The organism is Streptomyces sp. NPDC057694 (genome assembly GCF_042799415.1).
Taxonomy (GTDB): domain Bacteria; phylum Actinomycetota; class Actinomycetes; order Streptomycetales; family Streptomycetaceae; genus Streptomyces.
The window spans coordinates 1-25,696 of sequence record NZ_JBHVIX010000035.1 but is presented as its reverse complement, the minus strand read 5'-3'; the positions used below and the strand labels follow the sequence as shown (position 1 = coordinate 25,696).

23 protein-coding genes are annotated in these 25,696 nt (G+C 72.5%); 6 read left to right on the top strand and 17 right to left on the bottom strand.

What is annotated here, in order from left to right; genetic code table 11:
• Positions 1 to 14: 14 nt before the first annotated feature.
• Genes ACFVDP_RS40435 through ACFVDP_RS40395 form a run of 9 tightly spaced genes read right to left on the bottom strand, consistent with a single transcriptional unit; the run spans position 15 to position 8,717 of the window.
• Positions 15 to 959, bottom strand: a complete 945-nt coding sequence (locus ACFVDP_RS40435) for a PDR/VanB family oxidoreductase (RefSeq protein WP_383501684.1) — start codon at positions 957 to 959, stop codon at positions 15 to 17.
• Positions 960 to 971: 12 nt separating this feature from the next.
• Complete coding sequence (locus ACFVDP_RS40430; RefSeq protein ID WP_383501681.1) at positions 972 to 2,588, bottom strand: thiamine pyrophosphate-binding protein; 1,617 nt, start codon at positions 2,586 to 2,588, stop codon at positions 972 to 974.
• A 9-nt stretch (positions 2,589 to 2,597) separates the two neighbouring features.
• A complete protein-coding gene (locus ACFVDP_RS40425) occupies positions 2,598 to 3,374 on the bottom strand; it encodes an SDR family oxidoreductase (RefSeq protein ID WP_383501678.1) in 777 nt (258 codons plus the stop codon).
• 19 nt (positions 3,375 to 3,393) lie between these two features.
• Complete coding sequence (locus tag ACFVDP_RS40420; protein WP_383501675.1) at positions 3,394 to 4,134, bottom strand: SDR family oxidoreductase; 741 nt, start codon at positions 4,132 to 4,134, stop codon at positions 3,394 to 3,396.
• Positions 4,127 to 4,648, bottom strand: a complete 522-nt coding sequence (locus tag ACFVDP_RS40415; protein WP_383501673.1) for a cupin domain-containing protein — start codon at positions 4,646 to 4,648, stop codon at positions 4,127 to 4,129. The genes ACFVDP_RS40420 and ACFVDP_RS40415 overlap by 8 nt, the downstream gene beginning before the upstream one ends.
• A gap of 5 nt (positions 4,649 to 4,653) precedes the next feature.
• Positions 4,654 to 5,448 (bottom strand): alpha/beta fold hydrolase, encoded by a 795-nt coding sequence (locus ACFVDP_RS40410; RefSeq protein WP_383501670.1) that lies wholly within the window; start codon positions 5,446 to 5,448, stop codon positions 4,654 to 4,656.
• Positions 5,445 to 6,296 (bottom strand): aspartate dehydrogenase domain-containing protein, encoded by an 852-nt coding sequence (locus ACFVDP_RS40405; RefSeq protein ID WP_383501667.1) that lies wholly within the window; start codon positions 6,294 to 6,296, stop codon positions 5,445 to 5,447. Before ACFVDP_RS40405 ends, ACFVDP_RS40410 begins: the two co-directional genes overlap by 4 nt.
• On the bottom strand, positions 6,293 to 7,204 hold the full coding sequence (locus ACFVDP_RS40400) for a VOC family protein (RefSeq protein WP_383501665.1): 912 nt from the start codon (positions 7,202 to 7,204) through the stop codon (positions 6,293 to 6,295). Before ACFVDP_RS40400 ends, ACFVDP_RS40405 begins: the two co-directional genes overlap by 4 nt.
• A gap of 22 nt (positions 7,205 to 7,226) precedes the next feature.
• Entirely contained in the window at positions 7,227 to 8,717 is a 1,491-nt protein-coding gene (locus ACFVDP_RS40395) for an aldehyde dehydrogenase (RefSeq protein WP_383501662.1), read from the bottom strand.
• Between the two features lie 301 nt (positions 8,718 to 9,018).
• Between ACFVDP_RS40395 and ACFVDP_RS40390 the strand changes: the two genes are divergently transcribed.
• On the top strand, positions 9,019 to 10,383 hold the full coding sequence (locus tag ACFVDP_RS40390; RefSeq protein WP_383501659.1) for an MFS transporter: 1,365 nt from the start codon (positions 9,019 to 9,021) through the stop codon (positions 10,381 to 10,383).
• An 82-nt stretch (positions 10,384 to 10,465) separates the two neighbouring features.
• Here ACFVDP_RS40390 and ACFVDP_RS40385 read toward each other — a convergent pair whose 3' ends face one another.
• Both ACFVDP_RS40385 and ACFVDP_RS40380 read right to left on the bottom strand, forming a co-directional pair.
• Positions 10,466 to 11,641, bottom strand: coding sequence for a TetR family transcriptional regulator (locus ACFVDP_RS40385; protein ID WP_383501656.1), 1,176 nt, complete (start codon positions 11,639 to 11,641; stop codon positions 10,466 to 10,468).
• Between the two features lie 37 nt (positions 11,642 to 11,678).
• A complete protein-coding gene (locus tag ACFVDP_RS40380; protein ID WP_383501653.1) occupies positions 11,679 to 12,836 on the bottom strand; it encodes an XdhC family protein in 1,158 nt (385 codons plus the stop codon).
• A gap of 149 nt (positions 12,837 to 12,985) precedes the next feature.
• Between ACFVDP_RS40380 and ACFVDP_RS40375 the strand changes: the two genes are divergently transcribed.
• The 5 genes from ACFVDP_RS40375 (at position 12,986) to ACFVDP_RS40355 (ending at position 18,031) form a co-directional block, all read left to right on the top strand.
• Complete coding sequence (locus ACFVDP_RS40375; RefSeq protein WP_383501651.1) at positions 12,986 to 13,846, top strand: FAD binding domain-containing protein; 861 nt, start codon at positions 12,986 to 12,988, stop codon at positions 13,844 to 13,846.
• Positions 13,843 to 14,406 (top strand): (2Fe-2S)-binding protein, encoded by a 564-nt coding sequence (locus tag ACFVDP_RS40370; protein ID WP_383501648.1) that lies wholly within the window; start codon positions 13,843 to 13,845, stop codon positions 14,404 to 14,406. The genes ACFVDP_RS40375 and ACFVDP_RS40370 overlap by 4 nt, the downstream gene beginning before the upstream one ends.
• Positions 14,407 to 14,410: 4 nt before the next feature.
• Complete coding sequence (locus ACFVDP_RS40365; RefSeq protein ID WP_383501645.1) at positions 14,411 to 16,771, top strand: xanthine dehydrogenase family protein molybdopterin-binding subunit; 2,361 nt, start codon at positions 14,411 to 14,413, stop codon at positions 16,769 to 16,771.
• Between the two features lie 23 nt (positions 16,772 to 16,794).
• Positions 16,795 to 17,400 carry an SRPBCC family protein gene (locus ACFVDP_RS40360; protein WP_383501642.1) on the top strand — a complete coding sequence of 202 codons (606 nt, stop codon included), beginning with the start codon at positions 16,795 to 16,797 and terminating at the stop codon, positions 17,398 to 17,400.
• A 100-nt stretch (positions 17,401 to 17,500) separates the two neighbouring features.
• Entirely contained in the window at positions 17,501 to 18,031 is a 531-nt protein-coding gene (locus ACFVDP_RS40355) for a MarR family winged helix-turn-helix transcriptional regulator (protein ID WP_383501639.1), read from the top strand.
• Positions 18,032 to 18,044: 13 nt separating this feature from the next.
• Here ACFVDP_RS40355 and ACFVDP_RS40350 read toward each other — a convergent pair whose 3' ends face one another.
• From ACFVDP_RS40350 to ACFVDP_RS40325, 6 genes are all read right to left on the bottom strand, one after another.
• On the bottom strand, positions 18,045 to 19,103 hold the full coding sequence (locus tag ACFVDP_RS40350) for an LLM class flavin-dependent oxidoreductase (protein WP_383501636.1): 1,059 nt from the start codon (positions 19,101 to 19,103) through the stop codon (positions 18,045 to 18,047).
• Positions 19,100 to 20,041, bottom strand: a complete 942-nt coding sequence (locus ACFVDP_RS40345; RefSeq protein WP_383501633.1) for an LLM class flavin-dependent oxidoreductase — start codon at positions 20,039 to 20,041, stop codon at positions 19,100 to 19,102. The genes ACFVDP_RS40350 and ACFVDP_RS40345 overlap by 4 nt, the downstream gene beginning before the upstream one ends.
• 120 nt (positions 20,042 to 20,161) lie before the next feature.
• Positions 20,162 to 21,778: an FAD-dependent oxidoreductase gene (locus ACFVDP_RS40340; protein WP_383501631.1), complete on the bottom strand. Its 1,617-nt coding sequence runs from the start codon at positions 21,776 to 21,778 to the stop codon at positions 20,162 to 20,164.
• Between the two features lie 24 nt (positions 21,779 to 21,802).
• Positions 21,803 to 23,335: a glycerol kinase GlpK gene (gene glpK, locus ACFVDP_RS40335; protein ID WP_383501628.1), complete on the bottom strand. Its 1,533-nt coding sequence runs from the start codon at positions 23,333 to 23,335 to the stop codon at positions 21,803 to 21,805.
• A gap of 50 nt (positions 23,336 to 23,385) precedes the next feature.
• Positions 23,386 to 24,111, bottom strand: a complete 726-nt coding sequence (locus ACFVDP_RS40330; RefSeq protein WP_383501625.1) for an MIP/aquaporin family protein — start codon at positions 24,109 to 24,111, stop codon at positions 23,386 to 23,388.
• Positions 24,112 to 24,480: 369 nt separating this feature from the next.
• Positions 24,481 to 25,254, bottom strand: coding sequence for an IclR family transcriptional regulator (locus ACFVDP_RS40325; protein ID WP_383501622.1), 774 nt, complete (start codon positions 25,252 to 25,254; stop codon positions 24,481 to 24,483).
• Positions 25,255 to 25,696 lie beyond the last annotated feature (442 nt).

The following is a 25,696-nucleotide window of genomic DNA, read 5'->3' as shown; positions in this document are numbered from 1 at the left end:
TCTCCCGGTACGGGTTACAGGTCGAGGACGAGGCGGGAGCCGGCGGCGCAGCGCGAGACGCAGATCATCATCGAGGCGTTCGCGGTGTGCTCGGCTTCCGAGAGCAGGAAGTCGCGGTGGTCGACGGTGCCGTCGAGGACCCGCGTCTCGCAGGAGCCGCAGATGCCGTCGCGGCAGGAGCTGGCGACGTCGAGGCCGGCCTGCTCGGCGGCCTCCAGGATCGACGTGTCGCCGCCGACGGTGAGGGTGAGTCCGGAGGTGCGGCACTCGACCTCGAACTCCCCGTCGTCCGCGTTCCGTTCGACGACCGGCGCCGCGAACCGCTCGACGCGCAGCACCTCCGCCGGGCACACCGCCTCCACGGCGGCGAGCAGCGGCTCGGGCCCGCAGCAGTACACGAGGGTGTCGTCGGACAGCCCGTCGAGCGCGGCCGCCAGGTCGATGTGGCCCAGCTCGTCCTGCGGTACGAGCGTCACGTCGCCGCCCAGCGCGGCCAGCTCGTCGGTGAAGGCCATGGAGGCACGGCCGCGCCCGCCGTACACCAGGCGCCAGCGCGCCCCGCGCCGGGCGGCCTCGCGGGCCATGGCGAGGATCGGCGTGACACCGATGCCGCCCGCGACGAAGACATAGCCGCCGGCGTCCTCCAGGGCGAAGTGGTTGCGCGGCTCGGACGCGGTGACGCTCTGGCCGGGCCGCAGCGCGGTGTGGACGTGGCGCGAACCGCCGCGCGAGGACGGCTCGTTGAGCACGCCGATCCGGTACGTGCCGGTGACGGCGGGGTCGCCGCACAGGCTGTACTGCCGGATCTGCCCGCCCACGTGCACGTCGATGTGGGCGCCCGGCGCCCAGCAGGGCAGCGGCTTGCCGTCCGGGTGGACCAGCTCGACGGAGAGGACGCCGTCGGCCTCCCAGGTCATCCGCCGGACCAGCAGCTCCAGTTGACGGTCGGAGTCGGTCATGGTGGGGCCTCCCTACGTGCCGGGGATCTTCACGGGCGGGGTGAACGGGTTCTTCATCGGGCCGAGCGCCGCCAGGTCCACCTCGACGAGCACGGGCCCGTCCGAGGTCACGGCCTCCTGGATCACCGGCGCGGCGTGCTCGGCGTCCGCGATCCGCAGATACGGCAACCGGCAGGCGCGGGCGAGGAGTTCGAAGTCGGGCGTGGTCAGATCGACGCCGGAGCGGCGGTCCGCGTACCGGTCCTGCATGTTGCGCAGCACGCCGTACCCGCCGTCGTTGAAGACCAGCAGCGTCAGCCGGGGGCGCTCCTGGGCGAGGGTGAGGAGTTCACCGAGGTGGACGGCGAGCCCGCCGTCGCCCGCGATGACCACCGTCGGCCGCTCCGGGTCGGCGAGCGCGGCACCGATGCCCATGCCGAGGCCCTGGCCGATGCCGCCGCCGCGCGGGAAGACGTTCGCCCTCGGGTCGTACATCTCCAGGAGGCGGTTGCCCCAGCTGCTGGACGGGATCGTGACGTCGCGCGCGACGACCGCGTCCCGGGGGAGCGCGGCGCGCAGCGCGTCGCAGATCGCGGCCTGCGGGCCGATGTTGTCGTGGAGCGTCGCGCGCACGTCGGTACGCACCTGGGTGACGCGGCGCGTCCAGTCCGGGTCGGCCTGCCGGGCGTGGGGGAGCAGCGCGCCGAGGGTGGCGGCGGCGTCGCCGTGCAGGGCGTGCGCGACCGGGTAGACGCGGCCGAGCGCGGCCGCGTCGATGTCGATCTGCACGTGCGCGGCCGGGAGTTCGAGCCCGTAGTCGGCCGTCTCGTTCGACCGGAAGTGGGTGCCGACCGTGACGAGCAGGTCGGCGTCGGCGAGCAGGGCACGCACCGCGGGCGTGGTGGCGAAGTTGCCGATGACCTGCGGGTGGTCCTCGGGGACGCCGCCGCGCCCGGAGTTGGAGGTGAGGAGCCCCGCGCCGGTCGTCTCGACGAGCGCGGCCAGTTCGGCACCGGCCCGGGTGGCGCCGCCGCCGGCCCAGATCAGGGGGCGCTCGGCCGCGCTCAGCAGCGCCGCCGCGTCCGTGACGTCGGCGACCGGGGCGACGGCGGCCGGTGCCTCGCTCACGGTGTCCGTCTGGGCCGCGTACTGGAGGTCGATCGGCCACTCCACGCTCGCCGGGCCGCCGGGTGAGGCCAGCGCGGCACGTGCCGCCTCACGCAGCACCCGGCCCGCGTCGTCGGCGGAGCCCACCGTGGCCGCGTGCGCGGAGACGGCGGTCAACATGCCGAGCTGGTCCTTCGTCTCGTGGATGAACCCGCGGCCGCTGCCCAGGAACCGCGACTCGACCTGCCCGGTGACGTGCAGCACCGACGTGCCCGACGCGAGCGCCTCGATCAGTGAACCGGCCGCGTTGCCCGCGCCCGTCCCGGTCGAGGTGAGCGCGCAGCCGATCGAACCGCGGGCCCGCCCGTAGGCGTCGGCCGCGTTCACGGCGCTCGCCTCGTGCCGCACGGGTACGAAGCGCAGCTCGCGGTCGACGGCCTCGACCAGCGGCAGATTGTGCACGGAGACGATCCCGAAGACCGTGTCGATGCCCAGTTCCTTCAGGACGGCGACGAGGAGAGCGCCTCCATCGGCGTACTTCATGCGAGCTCCTCAGAGGATGCCGCGGCCGACTCCGCCGCAGACGTCGATGCTGGTTCCGGTGATGTACGAGGCGCGGGGGGAGAGCAGCGCGAGGATCGCGTACGCGACCTCCTCGGCGCGGCCGAGCCGGCCGAGCGCGATGCCGCGGTCCGCGGCCAGTTCCGCCTGCCAGTCCTCGTAGGACAGACCGGAGTCGGCGGCGGCGTGCCGGCGCGTCCACTGGCCGGTGTCGACGAGGCCCAGACAGACCGAGTTGACCCGGATGCCGTCCGCGGCGAGTTCCGTGGCCAGGGACTTGGAGAGGTTGAGGATGCCGGCGCGGGCGGCGCTCGTCGTGATCAGGCGCGTCTCCGGCTGCTTGGCGAGGACGGCGTTCACGTTGACGACGGACGCCGCGTCGGAGGCGCCGAGGTGCTTGCGGGCCGCCTGAAGGGGGTTGAGGACGCCCGCGAACTTCAGCTCCAGCTCGTCGCGCCAGTCGTCGGCGGTGGTGTCGTCGAGCCGCTTCATCCGGGACTGCCCGGCGTTGTTGACGAGCCCGTCGAGCCGGCCGCCGAACGCGTCCGCGGCGGCTGTCACGAAGTCCCGTACGGCGTCGGCGTCCCGCACGTCGCAGGCGGCGGTGAACAGTCGGTCGTGGCTGCCGACGCGGGCGAGCCGGTCGGCGTCGCGCCCGCACGTGGCGACGTTCGCGCCCTCGTCGAGCAGGGCGCGGACCGTGGCCAGGCCGACGCCCGAGCTGCCTCCGGTGACCACATAGGTCCGGTCGGCGAGGCCCAGATCCATAACTCGGTTCTCCTGTAGATCAGTTCATGGTGAATCCGCCGTTGACGGCGATCACCTGTCCGGTCAGATAGCGGGACTCCTCGGAGAGGAGGAAGGCGGCGAGCCCGACCAGGTCGTCCGGTTGCTGGGGGCGGGAGATCGCCCGGTTCGTGGCGTACAGACCGTGCCGCTCGGCCGGGACCGTCTCGGTCGCCTCGCACTCGGTCAGACCGGGCGCCAGCGCGTTCACGGTGATGCCGCGCGGGCCGAGTTCACGCGCCATGGCCCGGGTCAGGGCGATGACGGCGCCCTTGGAGGCGATGTAGTGCGCGAGCCGCGGGGAGCCGTAGAGGGCCGCGTCCGAGGCGATGTTGACGATGCGCCCGGCCGCCGCGAACAGCGGGTGCAGGGCCTTCGCGACGAGCCACGGGCCGCGCGCGTTGACCGTCATCAGCCGGTCCCAGGCCGCGATGTCGATGTCCTGGAACTCCTTGCCGCCCACGCCGTTGGCGAGCGCGGCGTTGTTGACGAGCCCGTACAACGACCCCAAATCGCCCACTGCGCAAGCGAGGTGGTCCACGGAGGCCGGGTCGGCGACATCGCACCGCACGAAGTGCGCGTCGATCCCGTCGGCCCGCAGCCCGGCCGCGGCCCGGTCGCCGCGCTCGGGGTCGACCTCGGCGACGACGACCCGGAAGCCGTCCTCGCCGGCCCGGCGGGCCATGGCCAGTCCCAGGCCACGGCCCGCCCCGGTCACGACGACCAGAGGGGCATCAGTCACGGGTCACGCCGTGCATCGGCGAGTACTCGGGGTACGTCGGGACCTGCGGCTTCTGCGTGCCGATGACGACGCAGAACAGGGCGTCGGTGTCGCCCTCGTTCTTCAGCGAGCGGGTCACACCGGCGGGCACCACGATCATGTCGCGGTAGCCGAGGGTGCGGTACTCGACCTCGTCCGGGCCGCGGTGGATGCCCACGCGGACCTGGCCCTCCAGGACGAAGAACGCCTCCTCCACGTCGTGGTGGGTGTGGGCCGGGCCCTCGGCGCCGGGCTGCAGCAGCATGTTGGAGAACGTGAAGCCGCCGGACGGGAGGATCCGCTTGTCGCCCTCGTGGTTGCCGGTCGCGCCGGAGCCCACGTAGCGGATCTGGCCACGCCGGAACTGCTTGCCCGCCTTCTCCTGGAAGGACAGGGTGTCGAAGTCCGCGATCCGGGACTCCTTCGTGGCGATGAGGGAGTCGGTGTACGCGCCGAGGTCGCCGTCGTTGTCGTACTCGGTGGTGGTCAGAGGCATGCTGATCAGCCCTTCCGTGCCCGCTGCGTGCGGGAGTTGGTGACGATGTGCAGATGGGACAGGACCCAGGCGTTGAACCGCCCGGGCTGTTCCTGGTTGGCCAGGTGACCGGCGTCCTTGACGATCACGTAGGCGGTCTTGTGCAGGCCCCCGGCGAGTACCTGGGAGGCCTCGACGCCGGTGACCGTGTCGCGGTCGCCGCACACGACGAGCGTGGGCGCGGCGACGGCGGACAGTTCGGGGCGCAGATCGGCGCCGGCCATGGACTCGGCGGCGTACCCGTAGCCGGGCAGTCGCACCGAGCCGGCCATGGTGGCGACGACCCGCTCGACGAGCGCGGCGGGGGCCAGGTCGGAGACGAGGCGCGGGCCGCGCTTCTCGGCGAAGGCCCGCGCTCCGACCTCCGCCAGCTCGGCGGCGCGCGCCCGCATCCCGGCGGACTTCGCCTCGTCGGTGCCGGAGCCCGCGCTGGAGTCGGCGACGATCAGGGAGTCGACGAGGTCCGGGTGGCGGGTGGCGAGCCGCAGCGCGATCACGCCGCCCCACGAGACCCCGAGCACATGGGCCGAGGCGCCGTGCGACCGGATCACGTCGGCGGCGGCGTCCGCGAACCCGTCCAGGTCCAGCGGCCCGTCCGGGTCGTCGGACCTGCCGTACCCGGGCGCGTCCCAGGCGATGACCCGTACATGTGCGGAGAGTTCGGCGAGCTGCGGGGCGAACGCCACCGACGAGGAGCCGATGCCGTGCAGACAGAGCAGCAGGGGGCCGGCTTCTCCCGCGGTCTCCAGGTGGACGGTCACAGGATCTGCCCCGACCGTCCGGCCAGCGCCGCCAGCGAGCGCAGCACCGCGTACGGCACGACCTGACTGGTCGCCGGGTTGCCCGGGTCGGGCCGGTGCGCCACCTCGAAGCGGTACGCGCCGTGCTCCCCGGAGGCCTCGACGACATGCCGGGTGAGAGTGGCCCCCGGATCGGCGACGACCCGGACCCGCACAGCGTCCAGGTCGCCGACGGCGAGCGCGACGGACGCCGCGACGTTCGTCGACTTGGGGAACTTCACCGGCACGTCGCGCGCCGTCCCGCTCATCACCTCGACCGGCCCGGACGCCGCACGCATCCGGTCCAGCAACTCAGCGTCCATCCACGGCTGTTCGAGGGTCGAGGGCAGCTTGGTGGTGGTGAGCCGTACGTCGTCCAGCGGGCCCAGGGCGCGCACGGCCTGGAGCAGATCGAGGCCGCCGACCGCGCCGCCGGTGAAGTACACCCGGCCCGGACCGGCGGCGAGCAGCCGCTTGGCCAGCTCGTCGTCGGTCAGCGCCCCGGTGGACGCCACCAGCAGATCGGTGCCGGAAGTGAGGACGCGCTCGCCCCACTCCCGTACGACACCCTGGCCCGCCGCCTCCACGATCAGATCGCAGGCGTCGATGGCCTCCTCGAACGTGACCTGCGGCGCGGGCGCCGCCTCGCCGAGCGGCCGGTTGTCGACGATGCACGTCAACTCCGCGCCCTGTACGCCCTGTTCGGCGAGAGCGGTGCCGACGACGCGGCCGATGGCGCCCCAGCCGACGAGGCCGACCTTCAGTGTGCCGGTCACCCTCGGTGTGCCGGTCACCCTCGGTGTGCCGGTCACTTTCGGTGTGCTGGTCATGCGAGGGGTCCTTCCGGGTTGCCGGCCATGTGACAGCGGATCTCCTTCGACGGCGGCCCGGCCGTGCCCCACAGATCGGACAGCTCGGGCACCCGCCGCCACACCTTGGCGATCCACCGGTCCTCCACGACCTGGGCGACCTCGGAGGTGTACTCGCAGACCAGGCCGGTCGGATCGGTGAAGTAGGAGAAGGTGTTGTTGCCGGGCCCGTGCCGCCCCGGACCCCACTGCGGGACGATCCCGTGGTGGCGCAGGCGGCCCAGGCCGCGCATGAAGTGGTCGACCGAACTCATCTCGTAGGCCACGTGGTTGAGGGAGACCCACTCGGCCTGGTTGAACGCGATGCAGTGGTGGTCGGCGTTGCAGCGCAGGAACGCCATCTGGTGCTCGGACCAGTCGGAGACGCGCAGACCGAGCACATCGCGGTAGAAGGCGACGGCCGCGTCGATGTCCGGGGTGTTGAGGACGGTGTGGGTGACGCCGACCGGGATCGCGGCGTCCCGGCCGCGCGGGGCGACCGCCCAGGTGTCGGCGGACAGCTCGACGAGCCGGCCCTCGTGGTCGTGGAAGCGCAGGCCGTAGCCGCCGCCGACCTGGTCCAGCGGCCCCGGACCGGCGACGGGCTTGATGCCGCGCGCTTCGAGCCGCCGGGCCGCCTCGTCGATCTCGGCGGGGGTGGCGACGGCGAACACGAGGCGGCCGAGGCCGGTGCGCTCGGAGCGGGTCAGCTGGAGGGCGTGGTGTTCGTCGCCGGTGCCGCGCAGCCAGCTCGCGCCGCGCTCGGACTCGACGACCTCCAGGCCCCACGCGTCCTCGTAGAAGTCGGTGGCCTCCGTGAAGGAGGGGGTGAGCAGTTCGACGGAGCGCAGCGCGCGCAGCCGGGCGATCGGGGGGTGCGGGTGGGACATGGGAACTCCGGGGGAGGGGTGGTCAGTTGGCCCAGGGCAGCGGGGCGTCTGAGGTGCCCCAGTACAGGGACTTCTGGCGCTGGTAGGCGCGGATGGCGTCCCGGCCCTTCTCCGTGCCGAGTCCGCTGTCCTTCATCCCGCTGAACGGGGTGGAGGCGCTGAACTGCTTGTACGTGTTGATCCAGACGGTGCCCGCGTCGATCCGGCGGGCGAGCCGCCAGGCGGCCCGGTGGTCCCGGGTCCAGATCCCGCAGGCGAGCCCGTACACGGAGTCGTTGGCCTGCGCGACCAGGTCGTCCTCGTCGTCGTACGGCAGCACCACCAGGACCGGGCCGAAGATCTCCTCCTGGCAGGCGCGCGCCGAGTTCGGCAGTCCGGCCAGGACGGTCGGCAGGTAGTAGGCGCCGTCGGCGTACTCGGGCCCTTCGGGCGCGGCGCCGCCGCACAGCACCTCGGCGCCCTCCGAGCGGGCCAGGTCCACGTACGCGGCGACCGAGTCCCGGTGCCGGTGATGGACGAGCGGACCCACCTGGGTGTCCGGCGCGGTGCCCGGACCGACCCGCAGTTTCCGTACGCGGGCGACGAGTTCGGTGACGAACGCGTCGTGGATCTCACGCGCCACGAAGAGCCGCGAACCGGCGATGCAGGACTGCCCGCTGGAGGAGAAGATCCCGAACATCACGCCCGCCAGGGCCTGTTCGAGGTCGGCGTCGGCCCGCACGATCGTCGGCGACTTGCCGCCCAGCTCCAGCGAGGCCGGGATGAGCTTGCGGGCGGCGATCTCCGCGATGGAACGGCCGGTCTCCGTGCCGCCCGTGAACCCGATCCGGCCGACCAGCGGATGCCGCACCACCGCGTCACCGACCACCCGGCCGCTGCCGGGCAGTACCGACAACAGGGCGGTGGGCAGGCCGAATTCTTCGAGCGCGCGGGTGATGAGGCGACCCAGCGCGAGGGAGACGAGCGGGGTCCAGGCGGCCGGCTTGAGCAGGACGGCGTTGCCCGCAGCGAGGGCCGGGGCGATCTTCTGCGCGTCGCTCGCGACCGGCGAGTTCCAGGGGTTGACGGCGCCGACGACACCGATCGGCTCGTGCACGCTCATCGTGACGTAAGCGCCGCGCGCGGGGGTGAGAGTGTCCTCGGCGGTCTCCAGCGCGGCCGCCATGTAGCGGAACGTGCCGGCCGCGCTGAGCGCCAGCGCCTTCGTCTCGGTGAGCGTCTTGCCGGTGTCGGCGGTCTGCGTCGCGGCCAGTTCGTCGGCCGCCTCCTCGGTCAACTCCGCGATGCGGTGCAGGAGTCGGGCCCGCTGGTGGGGGAGCAGGTCGCGCCAGGCCGGGTCGGCCACGGCGCGCGCCGCCGCCCGCGCCGCCTCGTCGACCTCGTCGGCCGACGCGGAGTGCACCGTGGCGAGCACCTTCCCGGTGGCCGGGTCGATGGTCTCGACGGGCTCGCCGCCGCCGCGTCGCCACCGGCCCGCGACGAGGATCTCGGGGTGGGGGTGCAGGTGGGGCACGGCGGTACCTCCAGAGCGGAGAGGGCGGAGAAGGTGGAGAACGTGGAGAAGGCGAAGAAGGTGGAGCAGGCGCGGAATCGCTGAAGTGCTAGAAATCTAAGCGCTTAAATGATTCTCCGCAAGACCCCGCCTCCCTGCGGCCCTTCTCGGCAGACTCCCCGCTGTACAGCGTCAGTTACGCGCAGGTGACGGTGACGTCACTCTCTACATGTCTAAGTGCCTAACCATTGACCGCTTAGGTGTCGGCTCCTACTGTCTGCGGAACTCCCTTGCTTCGCGTGTTCGCGGAAGGACCCCCTCTATGACGACTGTGGCCGGCACACAGGGCCTCGGCTCGATCGCGGCCAGGCTCGAACGGCTGCCGCACTCCCGCTGGCACGTCAAGGTCCGATTCCTGATCGGCGCCGTGACGTTCTTCGAGGCCTTCGACCAGCTCCTGGCCGCCTCCGCCCTGCCCGTCCTGACCAAGGACTGGCACCTCTCGACCGGGCAGGCGACCTTCGCGGTCACCGCCGGCTCCATCGGCATGCTGTTCGGCGCGCTGGTCGCGGGCTGGCTCGGCGACCGGATCGGCCGGGTGCGGACCGTCGCCCTCGGCGTGGGGATCACCGGCGTCGCCAGCCTCGCCGTCGCGCTGGCGAACGGGATCGAACTGTTCTCCCTCTTCCGGTTCGTCCAGGGTCTCGGTATCGGCGGCGTCGTCCCGGTCGCGGCCACGTACATCAACGAGATCTCCCGCTCCGACAAGCGCGGCCGTTTCGTCCTGCTCTACGAGATGATCTTTCCGGCCGGGCTCGCGGCGGCCAGCCTCGTCGCCGTGTGGGTCGTGCCGAACCTCGGCTGGCGTGCGATGTTCGTGCTCGGCGCGCTGCCCGTCCTGGTCGCGGTCCTGCTGCCCCGGCAGGTCGCGGAATCGCCGCGCTGGCTGCTGTCGCAGGGCCGCGTCGAGGAGGCCGAACAGGTCATCGCCCGGATCGAGGCGGAGGTCGAACAGGCGGTCGGCGAGCCGCTGCCCCGGCCGTCCGCCGCCCCCGCCGAGGAAGTGACGCGGGGCCGGCTGCGCGACCTGTTCACCGGCCGGTATCTGCGCCGCACCGCCGTCCTGTCGGGCCTGTGGTTCGTCGCGTACTACGTCAATCACGGCATCTCCACGTGGCTGCCGTCGCTGTACACGAAGAACTTCGGCCTGGACCTGACCACGGCGCTCGTCTACACGCTCCTGAGCAACCTCACCGGGCTCGTCGGCACGTTCGTCGTCGCGCTGGTCATCGACCGGGTCGGCCGGCGCCCCGCGCTGGTCGCCGCGCTGGGCGGCACCGCGCTCGCGCTCGGCATCCTCGCCCTCACCGGGGTCACCTCGGGGCTCCAGGTCGCCGTGTTCGCCTCGTGCACGACGTTCTTCGTCTACGCGATCAACGCGGGCCTGTACCTCTACTCGCCGGAGCTGTACCCGACGTCCAACCGGGCCAGGGGCGCGGCGTTCGGCGGCCTGTGGAACCGGCTCGGGGTGATCCTCGGCCCGATCACGGTCGGCGCGATCCTCGGCGCGGGCGGCAGCCTCTCCCTCGTCTTCGCCCAACTCGCCTGCGTGGCCGTGGTCGGCGCGGTGATCGCACTGTTCGCCGTCGAGACGAAGGGGCGGACGCTGGAGGACCTCAACGCGTAAATCGTGTGAATGCTGTGGGCGCGGCGCCGGATCCCTGTGCGGGGGACCGGCGCCGTCGCCCTTTCGGCGGGTGGTGGCGGGTTCAGCCGGCGTCGGTGGGCTCGGCCAGGGTGCGGCCCAGAGCGCCCAGCAGGACGTCGAGCCGGCGGCGCTCGTCAGGGCGCAGCCGGTCGAGCAGCTCGCGTTCACCGGCCCGGCGTTCCTCGGCGACCCGGTCCACCAGGTCGCGGCCCGCCGGGGTCAGCCGCAGCCACACCACGCGCCGGTCGCGGTCGTCGCGCTCGCGCTCGATGAGCCCGGCCCCGGCCAGCCGGTCGGCGTGCTGGGTCATCCCGCCGGCCCGGACCGCGCCCGCCGCCGCGAGTTCGCTCATGGTGCGACGGTAGGGGGCGCCCGCCCGGCGCAGCTCGGCGAGCACCTCGAACGCGGCGAGGCCGATCCCGTGCCGCTTGACGACCCGGCCGATCAGGACGCGGTAGCGGGCGGCGCAGTCGGTGAGGGCGGCGAAGACCCGGGTGTCGGCGTCGGCCGCGGGGGCGTGGTCCGACGGCGCCGATTCGGGTGCCGGGGCCGGTTCCGGTGCCGGTGCCGGTGCAGGGGTGGGTGCGCGCGCTGGTGCGGGTGCGGGAGCCGTCGGGGCTTCCGGTCCGCCGACGGCCGCCGTGAGCACCGCCGTGAGGAGCGGCTCCAGTTCCGCCGTGGGTACGGAGCGGGCGGGCTCGTGGGCGAAGAGATAGCGCTCCATGATGACGCCGAACAGGATGCTGCGGATGAGGCCGATCCGGGCCCGCGCGTCCTGCGACTCGCCGAGTACGCCGGTGAGCGGCCCGGTCACCAGACGTTCCAGCAGCTCGGCCAGCTGCTCCGCGCTGGGCGGATGGTTGAGCGCCGAGCGGATCAGCGCGGCGAGCGGGTCCTGTGCGGAGAGGCGGTCCCAGCGGTCCAGGTAGGAGTGGGCGAGCGCCTGGGGCAGACCGGCCGGATCGTTGCCCGCCTCGTCGAGCACATGGGCCGTGACCCCCGTGCCCTCGCCGACGACCGCCCGGAAGAGCCCGTCCTTGGACCCGAAGTAGGCCATCACGAGCCCCGGTGTCACCCCGGACTCGGCGGCGATGGCCCGGATGCTGACGCCCTGGTACCCGTGGGCGGCGAACAGGCGGCGTGCCGCTTCGAGTACGGCCCTGCGATGGCCCTCGGGATCGTGGGCGCGGCCGCGCCGCCGCTCGTTCTCCGGGGGTTTCTCCTGCTCTGCGTCCACGTCGCCACATTAGACGAAGCGTTCCGTGGTGCGCGATTTATGAACGTACGTTCAAAAACTCCGACTCGACGGTACCTTTGGAACGACTGTTCAAAAGAGGGTGAGGGGCGTGCACCGGCCCCGCGAGTTCGCCCAGCGGGCGCCCGCTGCCGCCGCGCCGCGCGGCGACGATCTCCGCCACGATCGACACGGCCGTCTCCTCGGGACCCCGCCCGCCGAGATCGAGACCGATCGGGGAGCGCAGCCGGTCCAGGGCGCCCGCGTCGAGCCCCGCGTCCCGCAGCCGCGCGAGCCGGTCCTCGTGGGTGCGCCGGCTGCCCATCGCGCCGACGTACCCGGCCCGCCCGCGCAGCGCCAGTTCCAGGACCGGCACGTCGAAGCGGGCGTCGTGGGTGAGGACGCAGATCGCGGTCGACGCGTCGACCAGGTCCTCGTGCGCGGCGAGCCAGTGGTGCGGCCGGTCCGTGACGACCTCGGCGGCCTCCGGGAAGCGCGCGGGCGTCGCGAAGGCCGGCCGCGCGTCGCACACCGTCGCCCGGTACCCGAGCAGGGCGGCGATCCGCACCAGCGGCCGCGCGAAGTCGACGGCGCCGAAGACCAGCAGCCGGGGCGGGACCCCGAAGGACCGTACGAACAGGGCCCGTTCCGCCGCGCAGCCGGGGCCCGGCGCCGCCTCGCCGACCGTGACGATCCCGCTCTCGCCGCGACCGAGCAGCCCCGTGGCGGCGTCCCGCGCGGCCCGGTCCAGACGCGGGTCGCCGAGCGATCCCGAGACCCCCGCGGCGCCGACCGCGAGGCCCGCGCCGGCCCCGTCGAGCGGTGTCACGAGCGCCACCGGCACCCGGGCCGCGACATCCGCCGCCACCCGCCCGAGCGGACTGTCCGCGGTCACCTCGCGGACCGTCACCTCGATCGTTCCACCGCAGGTCAGCCCGACCGCGAAGGGGTCGTCGTCGCTCACCCCGTACGTCTCCCGGGCCGGTCCCGCACCGGCCAGCACGTCCTCCGCGACCGCGCACACCGTCGCCTCCACGCAGCCGCCGGAGACACTGCCGACGACCCGCCCGTCGGCGGCCACCAGCATCGAGGTGCCCGCCGGGTGCGGGGCCGAGCCCGCGGTGCGGACCACCGTGGCCAGCGCGAAGCGGACCCCGTCGGCCTGCCAAGCGGCGGCCTGGTCGATCACATGACGCATCACTTCGGAACCTTTCTCCGCAGCCTCTTGCCAAGAAGATAGTTCAGTGTCAATCATTTCAGCTATTAGATACATGGCCTGATCGAGACGTGGCCTGTTCGAGACGTGGCCTTGTCGAGACATGACCTGAGAGGCGAGGTGGCAGACGCTTGAAACCGACACCCTTCGACTACAGCGCGCCCCGCACCGTCCCGGAGGCGCTGGCGCTGCTCGCCGACGAGGACCGCGAGCCCAAGGTGGTGGCCGGCGGCCAGTCGCTGATCCCCATGCTGGGCATGCGGCTCGCCCGCCCCGGCCTGCTCGTCGACATCACCCGCATCCCCGGCCTGGACCGCATCACGGTCGACGCGTCCGGCGCCCTGCACATCGGCGCGGCCGTCCGCCAGGCCCGCGCCGCAGCCGACCCGGCCGTCCGCACCGGCTGGCCCCTGCTCGCCGCCGCGATCGGCCACATCGGACACCCGCAGATCCGCGCCCGGGGCACCGTGTGCGGCAGCCTCGTCCACCACGACCCGGCCGCCGAACTGCCCACCGCCGCCCTCGCCTCGGACGCCCGCTTCGTGATCGCGGGCCCGTCCGGCACCCGTACGGTCGCCGCCGAAGAGTTCTTCGTCGCCACCTTCCAGACCGCCGTCGAACCCGACGAACTGCTCACCGAGGTCGTTCTGCCACCCCAGGGCGGCGGCTGGGCGTTCGAGGAACTCACCCGCAGACACGGCGACTTCGCCACGGTCGGCGTCGCCGTCCTGCTGTCGCGCTCCGGTCGGCAGGTGAGTGACACCCGCGCCGTCTTCTGCGGCGTCGGCCCCGTCCCCGTCCGGCTGCCCGCCGTGGAGGAGGCGCTGACCGGCACCGACGCGGGCCCGGCCGCCCGCGCCGCCGCACAGGAGGCGGCACTCGCCCACCTCACCCCGTCCGACGACGTCCACGCCACCGCCGCCTACCGCCGCGAGGCCGCCGCCCACCTCCTCGGCCGCGCCTGCACCACCGCATGGGAGCGCACCCGATGACCGCAGTGACCCCCGTACCCGTCCCCGCACCCCGCCCCGCGCGGACCCCGCCGCTCGCCGAACCCTCCGGCTGGCACGAGATACGCCTCACCGTGAACGGCGCGCCCGTCACCGCACAGGTCGAATCGAGGCTGCTGCTCAGCGACTTCCTGCGCGACCGGCTCCGCCTCACCGGCACCCACGTCGGCTGCGAGCACGGCGTCTGCGGCGCCTGCACGATCCTCGTCGACGGCGAGCCCGTCCGCTCCTGCCTCACCCTCGCCGTCCAGTGCGAGGGCGCCGACCTGCGCACCGTCGAGAGCCTGGCCCCCGGGGAAGCACCGCTCACCCCCGTGCAGCGCGCCTTCCACGAGTGCCACGGCATGCAGTGCGGCTTCTGCACCCCCGGCTTCCTGATGACGGCCACCGCCCTGACCGAACAGGACGAACGCCCCGCCGACACCGAGGTCGCCGACGCCCTCAGCGGCCACCTGTGCCGCTGCACCGGCTACCGCAACATCCGCCGCGCCCTGGGCCAGGCCCTCGACGAGACGTACGACCAAGCGCAGCGAGGTGAGTGACCCCATGTCCGCCAAGGAACAGGCCGCCTGGATCGGCCGCCCCGTCCCCCGCGTCGAGGACGACCGGCTGCTGCGCGGCAACGGCCGCTACGTCGACGACATCGACCTCCCCGGCGCCGCCGAGGCCGCCGTCCTGCGCAGCCCCCACGCCCACGCGCGCATCGAATCCGTCGACGTGAAGGCCGCCCGCGAGGCCCCCGGTGTCGTCGCCGTCTGGACCGGCGCCGACGTCGCCCACCTCCCCGCCCTCCTCAACCGCGAGGAACTGCGCACCCCGCCCCGCCTCGCCGAACTCCTCGACCCGCGCGTCGCCATCACCCCGATGCCCCTGCTCGCCGCCGAGAAGGTCCACTACGTCGGCCAGCCCGTCGCGCTCGTCCTCGCCGAGAACCGCTACCTCGCCGAGGACGCCCTCGAACTGATCGAGGTCCGCTACAGCCCCCTCCCCGTCCTCGTCGACCCCGACCGGGCCCTCGCCGACGACGCCCCGCTGCTCCACGACGACCTCACCGACAACACGGCCGTCGCCGTCGCCACCCGAGTCGGCGAGCCGGACGCCGCTTTCGCGAGCGCGCACACCGTGATCAGCGAGGAGTTCCACGCCCACCGCTATGTCGCCTCACCCATCGAGACCCGCGCCGTCGCCGCCCGCGTCGACCCCTACAGCGACGACCTCACCGTCTGGTCCAACACCCAGACCCCGCACCGCGTCCGCGAGGCCATCGCGCACACGCTCGGCCGCGACTCCGAGACCGTCCGCGTCATCGCCACCGACGTCGGCGGCGGCTTCGGCCAGAAGGGCATCCTCTACGTCGAGGAGCTGCTGATCCCCTACGCGGCAGGGCAGTTGGGCCGCCCGGTCGTCTGGCGCGAGGACCGCAGCGAGAACCTCACCGCCGCCAGCCACGCCCGCGAGCAGATCCACCGCATCGAACTCGCCGCCGACGCCGACGGAAAGCTGCTCGCCGTCCGCGACCGCATCACCGTCAACTTCGGCGCGTACAACATGACGGGCCTCGTCGTCCCCTACAACTCGCTGTGCCACCTGCTCGGCCCCTACCGCGTCCCGAACGTCGACATCGACGTCGTCGGCGTCCTCACCAACACCGCCTTCGCCACGCCCTACCGGGGTGCCGGACGCCCCGAGACGGTGTTCGCGATGGAGCGCGCCATGGACCGGCTCGCCGCACGACTCGGCCTCGAACCGGCCGAGTTGCGGGCCCGCAACCTCATCGGCCCCGACGACATGCCGTACACCACCGGCCTCGTCGACCGCTCCGGCAACCCCCAGTCGTACGACTCCGGAGACTTCCCCGAACTGCTGCGCCGCGCCCGCGCCAAGGTCGCCGTGCCGGCGGGGGAGCGCCCCGAGGGCAAGCACATCGGCGTCGGCTACGCCCTGTACATCGAGGCGACCGGACTCGGCCCCTTCGAGACCGCCCGCATCGACATCGCGCCCAGCGGCCGCGTCAAGCTCGCCATCGGCGCCCCCTCCCAGGGGCAGGGCCACCGCACGTCCATGGCGCAGATCGCCGCCGACGCGCTCGGCGTCCCCCTCGACGTCATCGACGTGGTCGGCGGCGACACCGACAAGACCCCGTTCGGCGTCGGCACCATCGCCAGCCGCGCCCTGGTCAACGCGGGCAACGCCACCCACCGCGCCGGAAAGCTCGTCCGCGAGAAGGCCCTCGACGCCGCCGCCCGCCGCCTCGGCGTCCCCGTCGGCGAACTCACCCTCACCGACGGCGTGTTCACCACCAAGACCGCCGACGGGCCCACCCTCACCCTCGCCGAACTCACCGGCCGCGCCCCGCTGCCCGGCACCCCCGAGCCCACCGACGGACGGCACGGCACCGAACTCAGCGAGACCGTCCACTTCCGCCCGCCCGGCTTCGCCGTCGCCAGCGGCGCCCACGCCGCCGTCGTCGAGGTCGACGAGCACACCGGCGAGCTGGAGATCCTCCAGTACGTCGTCGTCCACGACGCCGGCGTCATCGTCAACCCGCTCATCGCCGAGGGCCAGGTCACCGGCGGCATCGCCCAGGGCATCGGCGGCGCCCTCTACGAGGAGATGATCTACGGCCCCGACGGCCAGCCCCGCACCGGCACGTACATGGACTACCTCGTGCCCACCTCGTCCGAGATCCCCGACCTCGACATGGACGAGATCCACTCACCCAGCCCGATGAACGACCTCGGCGTGAAGGGCCTCGGCGAGGGCGGCGCCATCGCCCCGCAGGCCGTCCTCGCGAACGCCGTCGAGGATGCCCTGCGCCCCTTCGGCGTCGTGGTCCGCCGCGGCCCCCTCTCACCCAGCCGCATCCGCGACCTGCTGCGCGACACCACGCCCGCCGTCACCGGCTGACCCACGATTGGACGACCCCGACCATGCAGCTCGACCACACCTTCACCGTCCCGGCAGCGCCCGACGACGCCTGGAAGCTCTTCCACGACCTCGCCCGCGTCGCCCCCTGCATGCCCGGCGCGGTCCTCGACACCCTCGACGGCGACTCCTTCACCGGCCGCGTCAAGGTCAAGGTCGGCGCCGTGCAGATGAGCTACCGCGGCGAGGGCACCGTCGCCCGCGACGAGAGCGCCCGCAGCCTGCGCCTCGCCCTCAGCGGCAGCGAGACCCGCGGCGCGGGCACCGCCTCCGCCGCCGTCACCGCCGAACTCGCCGCCGACCCCGCGGGCACCCGCGTACGGGTCCGCACCGACCTCGACATCACCGGCCGACCCGCCCAGTTCGGCCGGGGCATCATGACCGAGGTCGGCGACCGCATCGTCGGCCAGTTCGCCGACCGGCTGCAAGAACTGCTCAGCGCCCCGCAGACCGCGCCCGCGCCCCTCGCGGCGGGCGCTGCCGCGGAGCCGGAGGCCGTCGACCTCGGCGCCGCCGCCCTGCCCGTCCTGCTGCGCAAGGCCGCCGCCCCCGCCGCCGCCCTGCTCGCCGCGGTGGTGCTCGTCCGGGTGCTCCGCCGCCGCGCCCGCTGACCGACCCTGCCGACCGTGGGCGGCGCGTGATCGCTTCAGGGATAGAATTTTCAGGGGCGTACGACCATGCGCCCACCCGGGAGCTGCGCGAGGGGACGGGATGGCCGAGCGGAAGGCGACGCGGCAGGACGCCGTGACACAGATCGTGGCGGACTGGGCTCGCGAGCGCCCCGAACTCGACACCTCCCCGCTGGAGGTGCTCGCCCGCCTGCACCGCTCGTTCCTGCGGTACAACACCAAGCTCAACGCGTCGATAGAGCGGCACGGCCTGTCCGTCGCCGGATTCGACGTGCTGACCGCGCTGCGCCGCTCGGGCATCCCCTTCCGGCTCACCGCCGGTCAGCTCGCCGACTCCGGCCTCGTCTCCTCGGCCGGCGTCACGCTGCGCATGGACCGCCTGGAGAAGGACGGCCTCATCGTGCGCGAGCGCGACGCCGTCGACCGGCGCGTCGTCTACTCGCGGCTCACCGACGCCGGCCTCGCCAAGGTCGACGAGGTGTTCGCCGAGCATCTGGACAACGAGAACCGGATGCTCGCCGGACTCTCCCCGTCCGAGCGCCGCCAACTGGCCCGGCTGCTGGGCAAGCTGGAGCACTCCATCGTCGACTCGGGACCGGACGGGGAGAGCTGAGCGTCACCCCCGCTCACTCCCAGAGTGTGCTGGGGGCCTCGGCCCGCACCACGGGCGCGATCTCCTCCGCGAACCGCTGCAAGGTCTCGATCTGCTCGCTCGTGCCCTGCCCGAACCCGTCGACCGTGACCGACTGCAGATCGTGCCGGTACACCTCGTGGTACCCGAGGATCTTGTCGATGATCTGCTGCGGCGAGCCGATGAGCTGCGGCCCGTCCGCGATGGCGTCCTCGATCGTGCGGAACGGCGTGTTGTAGCCGGCCTTCCCCGCCAGGTGCGGCTTGAAGGTCTGTGCGACCTTCGCCTCGTACAGGTCCCGGTAGCGGGCCACCGCCCGCTCGTGCGTGTCCGCGATGAGCAACCCGCCCGACCCCGCCGCCACATGCGCGTCCGCCGGGTCGTGCCCGTACGCCGCGAACCGCTCCCGGTAGTGGTCGATCAGCTTCGCGTACGCGGCCCGCGGCTGGATCGCGTTCGCCGTGAACAGCGGATCGCCGTGCTTGGCCGCCAGCTCGGGGGAGTTGAGGGAGGTCGCCGAGCCGTGCCAGATCCGGGGCAGCCCCGCGTACGGGCGCGGCACCGTCGTCACCCCCTTCAGAGCGGGCCGGAACTCGCCCTCCCAGTCGACGCCCTCCTCGGTCCACAACCGCCGCAGCAGCTCGTACTTCTCCTTCTGCAGCTCCCACTGGCGGGCCTCGTCCAGCCCGAACAGGTCGAAGTGGCCGGCCTCGGCGCCCTTGCCGACGACCAACTCGATGCGTCCGTGCGAGAGCTGGTCCAGCGTCGCGTAGTCCTCGGCGACCCGCACCGGATCCAGGATCGCCACGACCGTCACCCCGGTCAGCAGCCTGATACGTGACGTACGCGCCGCCAGCGCCCCGAGCACGACCGTCGGGCTCGACGACAGGAACGCCCCCGCGTGCCGCTCGCCGACCGCGTACGCGTCGTAGCCCAGTTCCTCGGCCGCCACCCCGACCTCGACGACCTGCGTCAACCGGTCGGCGGGGGAGGGGAGTTCGCCGGTGAGCGGGTGCGGGGCGTGCCCGATGATGGACAGGACCTGGAACTTCACGCCGCCACCTCCCGGGAGAGGCCCAGGTGACCGCGGAGCGTGCGGGTGCCGTACGTCTCCGGGAGCAGCCCGCGCCGCACGAGCAGTGGCACGGCCCGGTCCACGAGCGCGTACACGTCGTCGGGCACGGTGACGGGCCGGATCCGGAAACCGTCGGCGCCGCCGTCCCGGTGCCACTCCTCCAGACGGCCGGCGAGCCCCTCGGGAGTGCCGGTGAACAGATCGGCGTCGGACTCGAACTCCCCGAGTTCCGAGCGCCGTTCGGCGGCCTCCGCGTCCGTGGGCGCGAGCAGTACGTGGAGATCGGCGAGCACCTTCACCGTCCGTCCCGCCTCGGCGGCGAGCGCGTCGACCTCCGCGCGGATCCGCCGTACCCCCTGGACGTCGAAGGGGGTGATGAGCACCGCGTCCGCGTGCCGGGCCGCGAATCGGTAGGGCACCGTGTCGTGCGCCAGCGACAGCAGCGGCGGCCGGCCCTGCGGCGCGGTCCCCGACACGTCCCACGCGTCCCCGACCCGGCCGATGAACTCATCGGCCCTGGCGAAGAGTTCGGCGACCAGCGCGTCGCCCTCCGGGGTGCCGATGGCCCGCACGATCCGCTCGTGCTCCACATCGTCCGCGGCGATCCGCGGCCGCACCCCGGCCCGCCCGCCGCTGAGCAGATCGAGCGTCGCGAACCGGGCGGCGTACCCGGCGGGCTGACCGAGGACCGGCCCGAGCGGCACGAGCCCGATCCGGCTGGTCTCCCGGGCGGCGAGCGCGAGCAGCAGGGTGGAGTCGAGGCGCCCGGGGTCGTCCTCGACGGTCACGAAGTCGACGCGGGCCGCCTCCGCACGCCGTACGAGACGGACGAACTCGTCGGGGGACAGGCCCGGTTCGGCGGTCAGCGCGAGACCGAGGAGGAACGGAGAGGGCGACGATGCAGACGCAGCAGACATGGTCCAAGCGTCACTCCCGGACATTGCGCGCGTATGTCCGCGGCATGGCAGCCCGCCCGGACAGCAGGGAGGGGCGGCTCCCCCCGTGGGAGCCGCCCCTCAAGTCACCTTCGCTCAGGCCTACTTCTTGCCGAGCAGGTCCTCCACCTTGCCGCGGATCTCGTCCGTCGCGAGACCGCGGATCGTCAGCGTCGTACGGCGGCGCAGCACGTCGTCCGCCGTCTCGGCCCACTCGTGGTCACGGGCGTAGGCGACCTGCGCCCAGATCTCCGGGGCGTCGGGGTGGACGCGCGCGGCCAGCTCCGGGTTCTCGTTCGCGAGGCGCGCGATGTCGAAGGCCAGCGAGCCGTAGTGCGTCGCCAGGTGCTTGGCCGTGTCGGCGGCCATCCGCGGGCCGGGCGCCGGGTTGTCGACCAGGAGACGGTGCGCGACGGCACGCGGGTTGGCGACGCCCGGGAGCGGCATCCGCTTCGGCAGTTCCTTGATCGGCTCGAAGTCGTCGCCGAGCGGGTGGCCGGGCAGCGACTCCAGCTTCTGCATGACGGTGCGGCCGATGTGCCGGAACGTCGTCCACTTGCCGCCCGCGACGGACAGCATGCCGCCCTTGCCCTCGGTGACGACCGTCTCGCGCTTGGCCTTCGAGGTGTCGCCGGGACCGCCCGGCAGCACCCGCAGACCGGCGAACGAGTACGTCATCAGCTCCCGCTTGAGCTGCTGGTCGCGCACGGAGAAGGCGGCCTCGTCGAGGATCTGGTCGATGTCCTTCTCGGTGACGGAGACGTCCGCCGGGTCGCCCTCGTACTCCTCGTCGGTCGTGCCGAGCAGCAGCATGTCCTCCCAGGGAAGGGCGAACGTGATGCGGTACTTGTCGATGGGGGTCGCGAGCGCGGCCTTCCACGGCGACGTCCGCTTCATGACCAGGTGCGCGCCCTTGGACAGGCGGATCGACGGCGCCGCGTTCGGGTCCTCCAGCTTGCGCAGGTGGTCGACCCAGGGCCCCGTCGCGTTGAGCACCAGACGGGCGCTGACGCCGAACTCCTCGCCCTCCATGCGGTCCTTCAGCTCGGCGCCGGTGACCCGGCCCTTGGTGAAGCGCAGGCCGGTGACCTCGGCGTGGTTGAGGACCACGGCGCCCGCGTCGACGGCCGCCCGCACGGTCATCAGGGCCATCCGCGCGTCGTTCATCTGGTCGTCGCCGTACACGGCCACGGCCTTCAGGTTCTCGGTCCGCAGCTCCGGCACGTCCTGCTGGGCCTTGCCGGGGGAGAGCAGGTGCCCGACGCCGTCGCCGAACGCCGACAGCGCGCTGTACGCGAAGACACCCGCGCCCAGCTTGGCCGCGCCGTGCGGACCGCCCTTGTACACGGGCAGGTAGAAGGTGAGCGGGTTGGCGAGGTGCGGCGCCACGTTCCGGGACACCGCACGCCGCTCGAAGTGGTTCTCCGCGACCAGCTTCACCGCGCCGGTCTGCAGGTAGCGCAGACCACCGTGGAGCAGCTTGGACGAGGCGGAGGAGGTGGCGCCGGCGAAGTCGCCGGCGTCGACCAGGGCCACCCTGAGACCGGACTGCGCCGCATGCCAGGCAGTGGAGATGCCCAGGATGCCGCCGCCGATGACCAGGAGGTCGTACGTCGCCTTGGAAAGCTGCTCGCGGGTCTCGGCGCGGCTCGGGTTGGAGCCGGCGACGGGGTGCGTTCCGAGGGCAGGCACGGTCTGCAGGGTGGACTGGGTAGTCATGGTGGGGTCGTACTCCTCGACTGCTTACTCGGCGGACTCATCATCGAGCCAGCCCATGGACCGTTCGACGGCCTTGAGCCAGCTCTTGTACTCACGGTCGCGGGTTGCCGCGTCCATGTGGGGGGTCCACTCGGCGGCCCGGCGCCAGTTGGCACGCAGGTCGTCGGTGCTGGACCAGAAGCCGACGGCGAGACCGGCGGCGTAGGCGGCACCGAGGCAGGTCGTCTCGGCCACCATCGGCCGCACCACGGGCGCGTCGAGGAAGTCCGAGAGGGTCTGCATCAGAAGGTTGTTGGAGGTCATGCCGCCGTCGACCTTGAGCGCGGTCAGCTCGACGCCGGAGTCCTTCGTCATGGCGTCGGTGATCTCGCGGGTCTGCCAGGCGGTGGCCTCGAGGACGGCGCGGGCGATGTGCGCCTTGGTGACGTAGCGGGTCAGGCCCGCGATGACACCGCGCGCGTCGGAGCGCCAGTACGGGGCGAACAGGCCGGAGAAGGCGGGCACGAAGTACGCGCCGCCGTTGTCGTCCACCGACGAGGCCAGCGTCTCGATCTCGGCGGCCGACTTGATCAGGCCCATCTGGTCACGCATCCACTGCACCAGCGAACCGGTGACGGCGATGGAGCCCTCCAGGGCGTAGACCGGCTTGGCGTCGCCGATCTGGTAGCCGACCGTGGTCAGCAGGCCCGAGTAGGAGTTGATGGCCTTGTCACCGGTGTTCATCAGCATGAAGGTGCCGGTGCCGTACGTGGACTTGGCCTCGCCCTCGGCGAAACAGGTCTGGCCGAACAGGGCCGCCTGCTGGTCGCCGAGCGCCGAGGCGACGGGGATCCCGCCGAGCTTGCCGCCGGTGACCTCGCCGTAGACCTCGGCGGAGGAGCGGATCTCGGGCAGCATCGACATGGGCACGCCGATGGAGGAGCAGATGCGCTCGTCCCACTGCATCTCGTGCAGGCTCATCAGCATGGTGCGCGAGGCGTTGGTGACGTCGGTGACGTGCCGGCCGCCGTCGACACCGCCCGTCAGGTTCCAGATGACCCAGCTGTCCATGGTGCCGAAGAGGATGTCGCCGCGCTCGGCGCGCTCGCGCAGCCCCTCGACGTTGTCGAGCAGCCAGCGGGCCTTGGGCCCGGCGAAGTAGGAGGCCAGCGGCAGACCGGTCTCGCGGCGGAAGCGGTCCTGCCCGACGTTGCGGCCCAGTTCCTTGCAGAGGGCGTCGGTGCGGGTGTCCTGCCAGACGATGGCGTTGTGGACGGGCTCACCGGTGTTCTTGTCCCAGAGCAGCGTCGTCTCGCGCTGGTTGGTGATGCCGATGGCCTTGATGTCGTCCTTGGTGATGCCGGCCTTGGTGATGGCGCCGGCGACGACCTCCTGGACGTTCGCCCAGATCTCGGTCGCGTCGTGCTCGACCCAGCCCGGCTTCGGGAAGATCTGCTCGTGCTCCTTCTGGTCGACGGAGACGATGCGTCCGTCGCGGTCGAAGACGATGCAGCGGCTGGACGTGGTGCCCTGGTCGATCGCGGCGATGAAGGGGCCTGCGGTGTGTGCGTCGGTCACGGTGTGCTCCTGCTCCTCAAGTACGGGGTCGTCGGTGTCGGTGCCGGGCTTCAGAACAGCTTGTAGATGAAGCCGGCCAGGGCACCGCCGATGAGCGGTCCTGCCACCGGGATCCACGCGTACGACCAGTCCGAACCACCCTTGTTGGGCAGCGGGAGCAGCGAGTGGACGATGCGCGGTCCGAGGTCACGGACCGGGTTGATCGCGTAGCCGGTGGGGCCACCGAGCGACAGGCCGATGCTGACCACGACGAGCGCGGTGATGAGGGCGCCGAGCACCCCGATGCCGTTGCCGTTGTCGTTCAGACCCTGCGTGAGGATCGCGAGGACCAGCACGGTCGTGGCGATGATCTCCGTGGTCATGTTCTGCACCACGTTGCGGATCTCCGGGCCCGTCGAGAAGACGCCGAGCACGGGGCCGGCCGCGGGCGCCGCCTTGGGGTCGACCAGACCCTCGTCGTCGGCGGCGCTGGCCGCGTGGGCCTCCAGGATCGCCGGGTCGGTCAGGTGCGCCCGGAACTGGCCGGCGTACGCCGCGTAGACCAGCACCGCGCCGATCATGGCGCCGAGCAGCTGCGAGGCCAGGTAGAGCGGTACGTCGCTCCACTTGGTGCCGCCCTCGATGGCCAGGCCGACGGTGACCGCGGGGTTCAGGTGCGCGCCGGAGACGCCACCCACCATGTAGGCACCGGTCAGTACGGCGCAGACGCCACCGCCCAGCAGGATGAGTACGGCGGTACCTATGGTCTCGCCGAGGAAGATGTCGGAGCTGGACACCCGCGACTCCTTTGTCCTTCGTCCAGGGGATACCCGAGTACGGAACCTCCGGGTCCCTTCCGGTGGTCCGAGCCCCGTGCGGGGGCGGGTCTGCGGCCTGGCCTTGCCCACACTCTAACGCGTATTGCCGGTAGGTGTTCGACAATGCCGACCGATGGACGCGAGTCTCGCCCCGCGTTCACCGAATCGTCAAGGGTTCTGTTATCGAAACCACGATCGTTATTGATCGTTCCCGCCTATCGCCGCCCACACGCTCCCTGGGCGTCTGTCGATCGTCGCGCGGATCGGTGTGCTCTGCACCTTGGCCGCGCGCGAACACGAAAGAGCCCCGTCCGGGGACGGGGCTCGGGGGACCGGCGGGGCCGGGGGTCAGAAGCGGCTGGCGCCCAGGTCACGGGAGACGGCACGGGCGCAGTCCCGCACGGCGGCGATCAGCTCGGGCCGCAGCGCACCCTGCTCGTCGGGCTTGCAGACCCGCTCCACCGCACCGGTGATGCCGATCGCGCCCACCGGCATCCGGTGCCGGTCGTGGATCGGCGCCGCGACCGAGGCCACGCCCTCCCACGTCTCCTCGACGTCCTCGGCGTACCCGCGCGCGCGGGTCAGATCGAGCACCGACTCGAAAGCGGCGAGCCCGGTCACCGTCCGCGCCGTGAACTCCTTGCGCTCGGCCTCGACGACCTCGCTGTGCGCCACCGGGTCGTACGCCGAGACGACCTTGCCCAGCGCCGTGGAGTGCAGCGGCTGCATCGCCCCCACCTCCAGCACCTGCCGGCTGTCGTCGGGCCGGAACACGTGGTGCACGATCAGGACGCCCTGCTGGTGCAGGACCCCGAGATACACCGCCTCGCCACTCGAACGGGCCAGGTCGTCGGTCCAGACGAGAGCGCGGGCCCGCAGCTCATGGACGTCCAGATAGCTGTTGCCCAGGCGTAGCAGCTCCGCGCCCAGCTGATAGCGCCCCGACGCCGCGTCCTGCTCCACGAAGCCCTCGGCCTGAAGGGTGCGCAGGATGCCGTGCGCGGTGCCCTTCGCCAGCCCGAGCGCCGAGGCGATGTCCGAGAGGCCGAGTCGCCGCTCACCGCCCGCGAGGAGCCGGAGCATCGCCGCGGCCCGTTCCAGCGACTGGATGTTGCGTGCCATCGCAGTCCCTTCCTCCCTCGGTCCTCTCACCATGCAACGTTCGGCAATGCTGAACAGTATCGGTCGTTGCCGACCGTTGCTAATGCGGCGTGCGCCTCTATTTTGACCCGTTCGCCACAGCCGCCCCCCGGGAGGCGTCGCGACACGGCGCCCGCTCCGGTCCGGCCCGTGGACTTCTGTACGGAACGACCAAGGTCCCGGCTACCCTGGCCGGGTGCGCCTCCAGCAGTGGAGCCGCAAAGCCGACAGCCGTCGCACCTCAGGGAGCACTTTCATGGCCTCGTTGCCGACGCCCGCATCCGCCGCCACAGATTCCCGCGCCCGCGTGGACGCCCTACGGCAGGCCCTCGCCTCCCGTGTCGTGGTGGCCGACGGTGCGATGGGCACCATGCTGCAGGCGCAGGATCCCACGCTCGAGGACTTCCAGGACCTCGAAGGCTGC

What these genes read in the sequence shown, in the direction of transcription:
- ACFVDP_RS40390 (WP_383501659.1), top strand. Translation starts at nt 9,019, where the DNA reads ATGACGACTGTGGCCGGCACACAGGGCCTCGGCTCGATCGCGGCCAGG.
- ACFVDP_RS40405 (WP_383501667.1), bottom strand. Translation starts at nt 6,296, where the DNA reads ATGACCAGCACACCGAAAGTGACCGGCACACCGAGGGTGACCGGCACA.
- ACFVDP_RS40425 (WP_383501678.1), bottom strand. Translation starts at nt 3,374, where the DNA reads ATGGATCTGGGCCTCGCCGACCGGACCTATGTGGTCACCGGAGGCAGC.
- ACFVDP_RS40435 (WP_383501684.1), bottom strand. Translation starts at nt 959, where the DNA reads ATGACCGACTCCGACCGTCAACTGGAGCTGCTGGTCCGGCGGATGACC.
- ACFVDP_RS40360 (WP_383501642.1), top strand. Translation starts at nt 16,795, where the DNA reads ATGCAGCTCGACCACACCTTCACCGTCCCGGCAGCGCCCGACGACGCC.
- ACFVDP_RS40340 (WP_383501631.1), bottom strand. Translation starts at nt 21,778, where the DNA reads ATGACTACCCAGTCCACCCTGCAGACCGTGCCTGCCCTCGGAACGCAC.
- ACFVDP_RS40325 (WP_383501622.1), bottom strand. Translation starts at nt 25,254, where the DNA reads ATGGCACGCAACATCCAGTCGCTGGAACGGGCCGCGGCGATGCTCCGG.
- ACFVDP_RS40400 (WP_383501665.1), bottom strand. Translation starts at nt 7,204, where the DNA reads ATGTCCCACCCGCACCCCCCGATCGCCCGGCTGCGCGCGCTGCGCTCC.
- ACFVDP_RS40345 (WP_383501633.1), bottom strand. Translation starts at nt 20,041, where the DNA reads ATGTCTGCTGCGTCTGCATCGTCGCCCTCTCCGTTCCTCCTCGGTCTC.
- ACFVDP_RS40365 (WP_383501645.1), top strand. Translation starts at nt 14,411, where the DNA reads ATGTCCGCCAAGGAACAGGCCGCCTGGATCGGCCGCCCCGTCCCCCGC.
- ACFVDP_RS40370 (WP_383501648.1), top strand. Translation starts at nt 13,843, where the DNA reads ATGACCGCAGTGACCCCCGTACCCGTCCCCGCACCCCGCCCCGCGCGG.
- ACFVDP_RS40430 (WP_383501681.1), bottom strand. Translation starts at nt 2,588, where the DNA reads ATGAAGTACGCCGATGGAGGCGCTCTCCTCGTCGCCGTCCTGAAGGAA.
- ACFVDP_RS40380 (WP_383501653.1), bottom strand. Translation starts at nt 12,836, where the DNA reads ATGCGTCATGTGATCGACCAGGCCGCCGCTTGGCAGGCCGACGGGGTC.
- ACFVDP_RS40355 (WP_383501639.1), top strand. Translation starts at nt 17,501, where the DNA reads ATGGCCGAGCGGAAGGCGACGCGGCAGGACGCCGTGACACAGATCGTG.
- ACFVDP_RS40415 (WP_383501673.1), bottom strand. Translation starts at nt 4,648, where the DNA reads ATGCCTCTGACCACCACCGAGTACGACAACGACGGCGACCTCGGCGCG.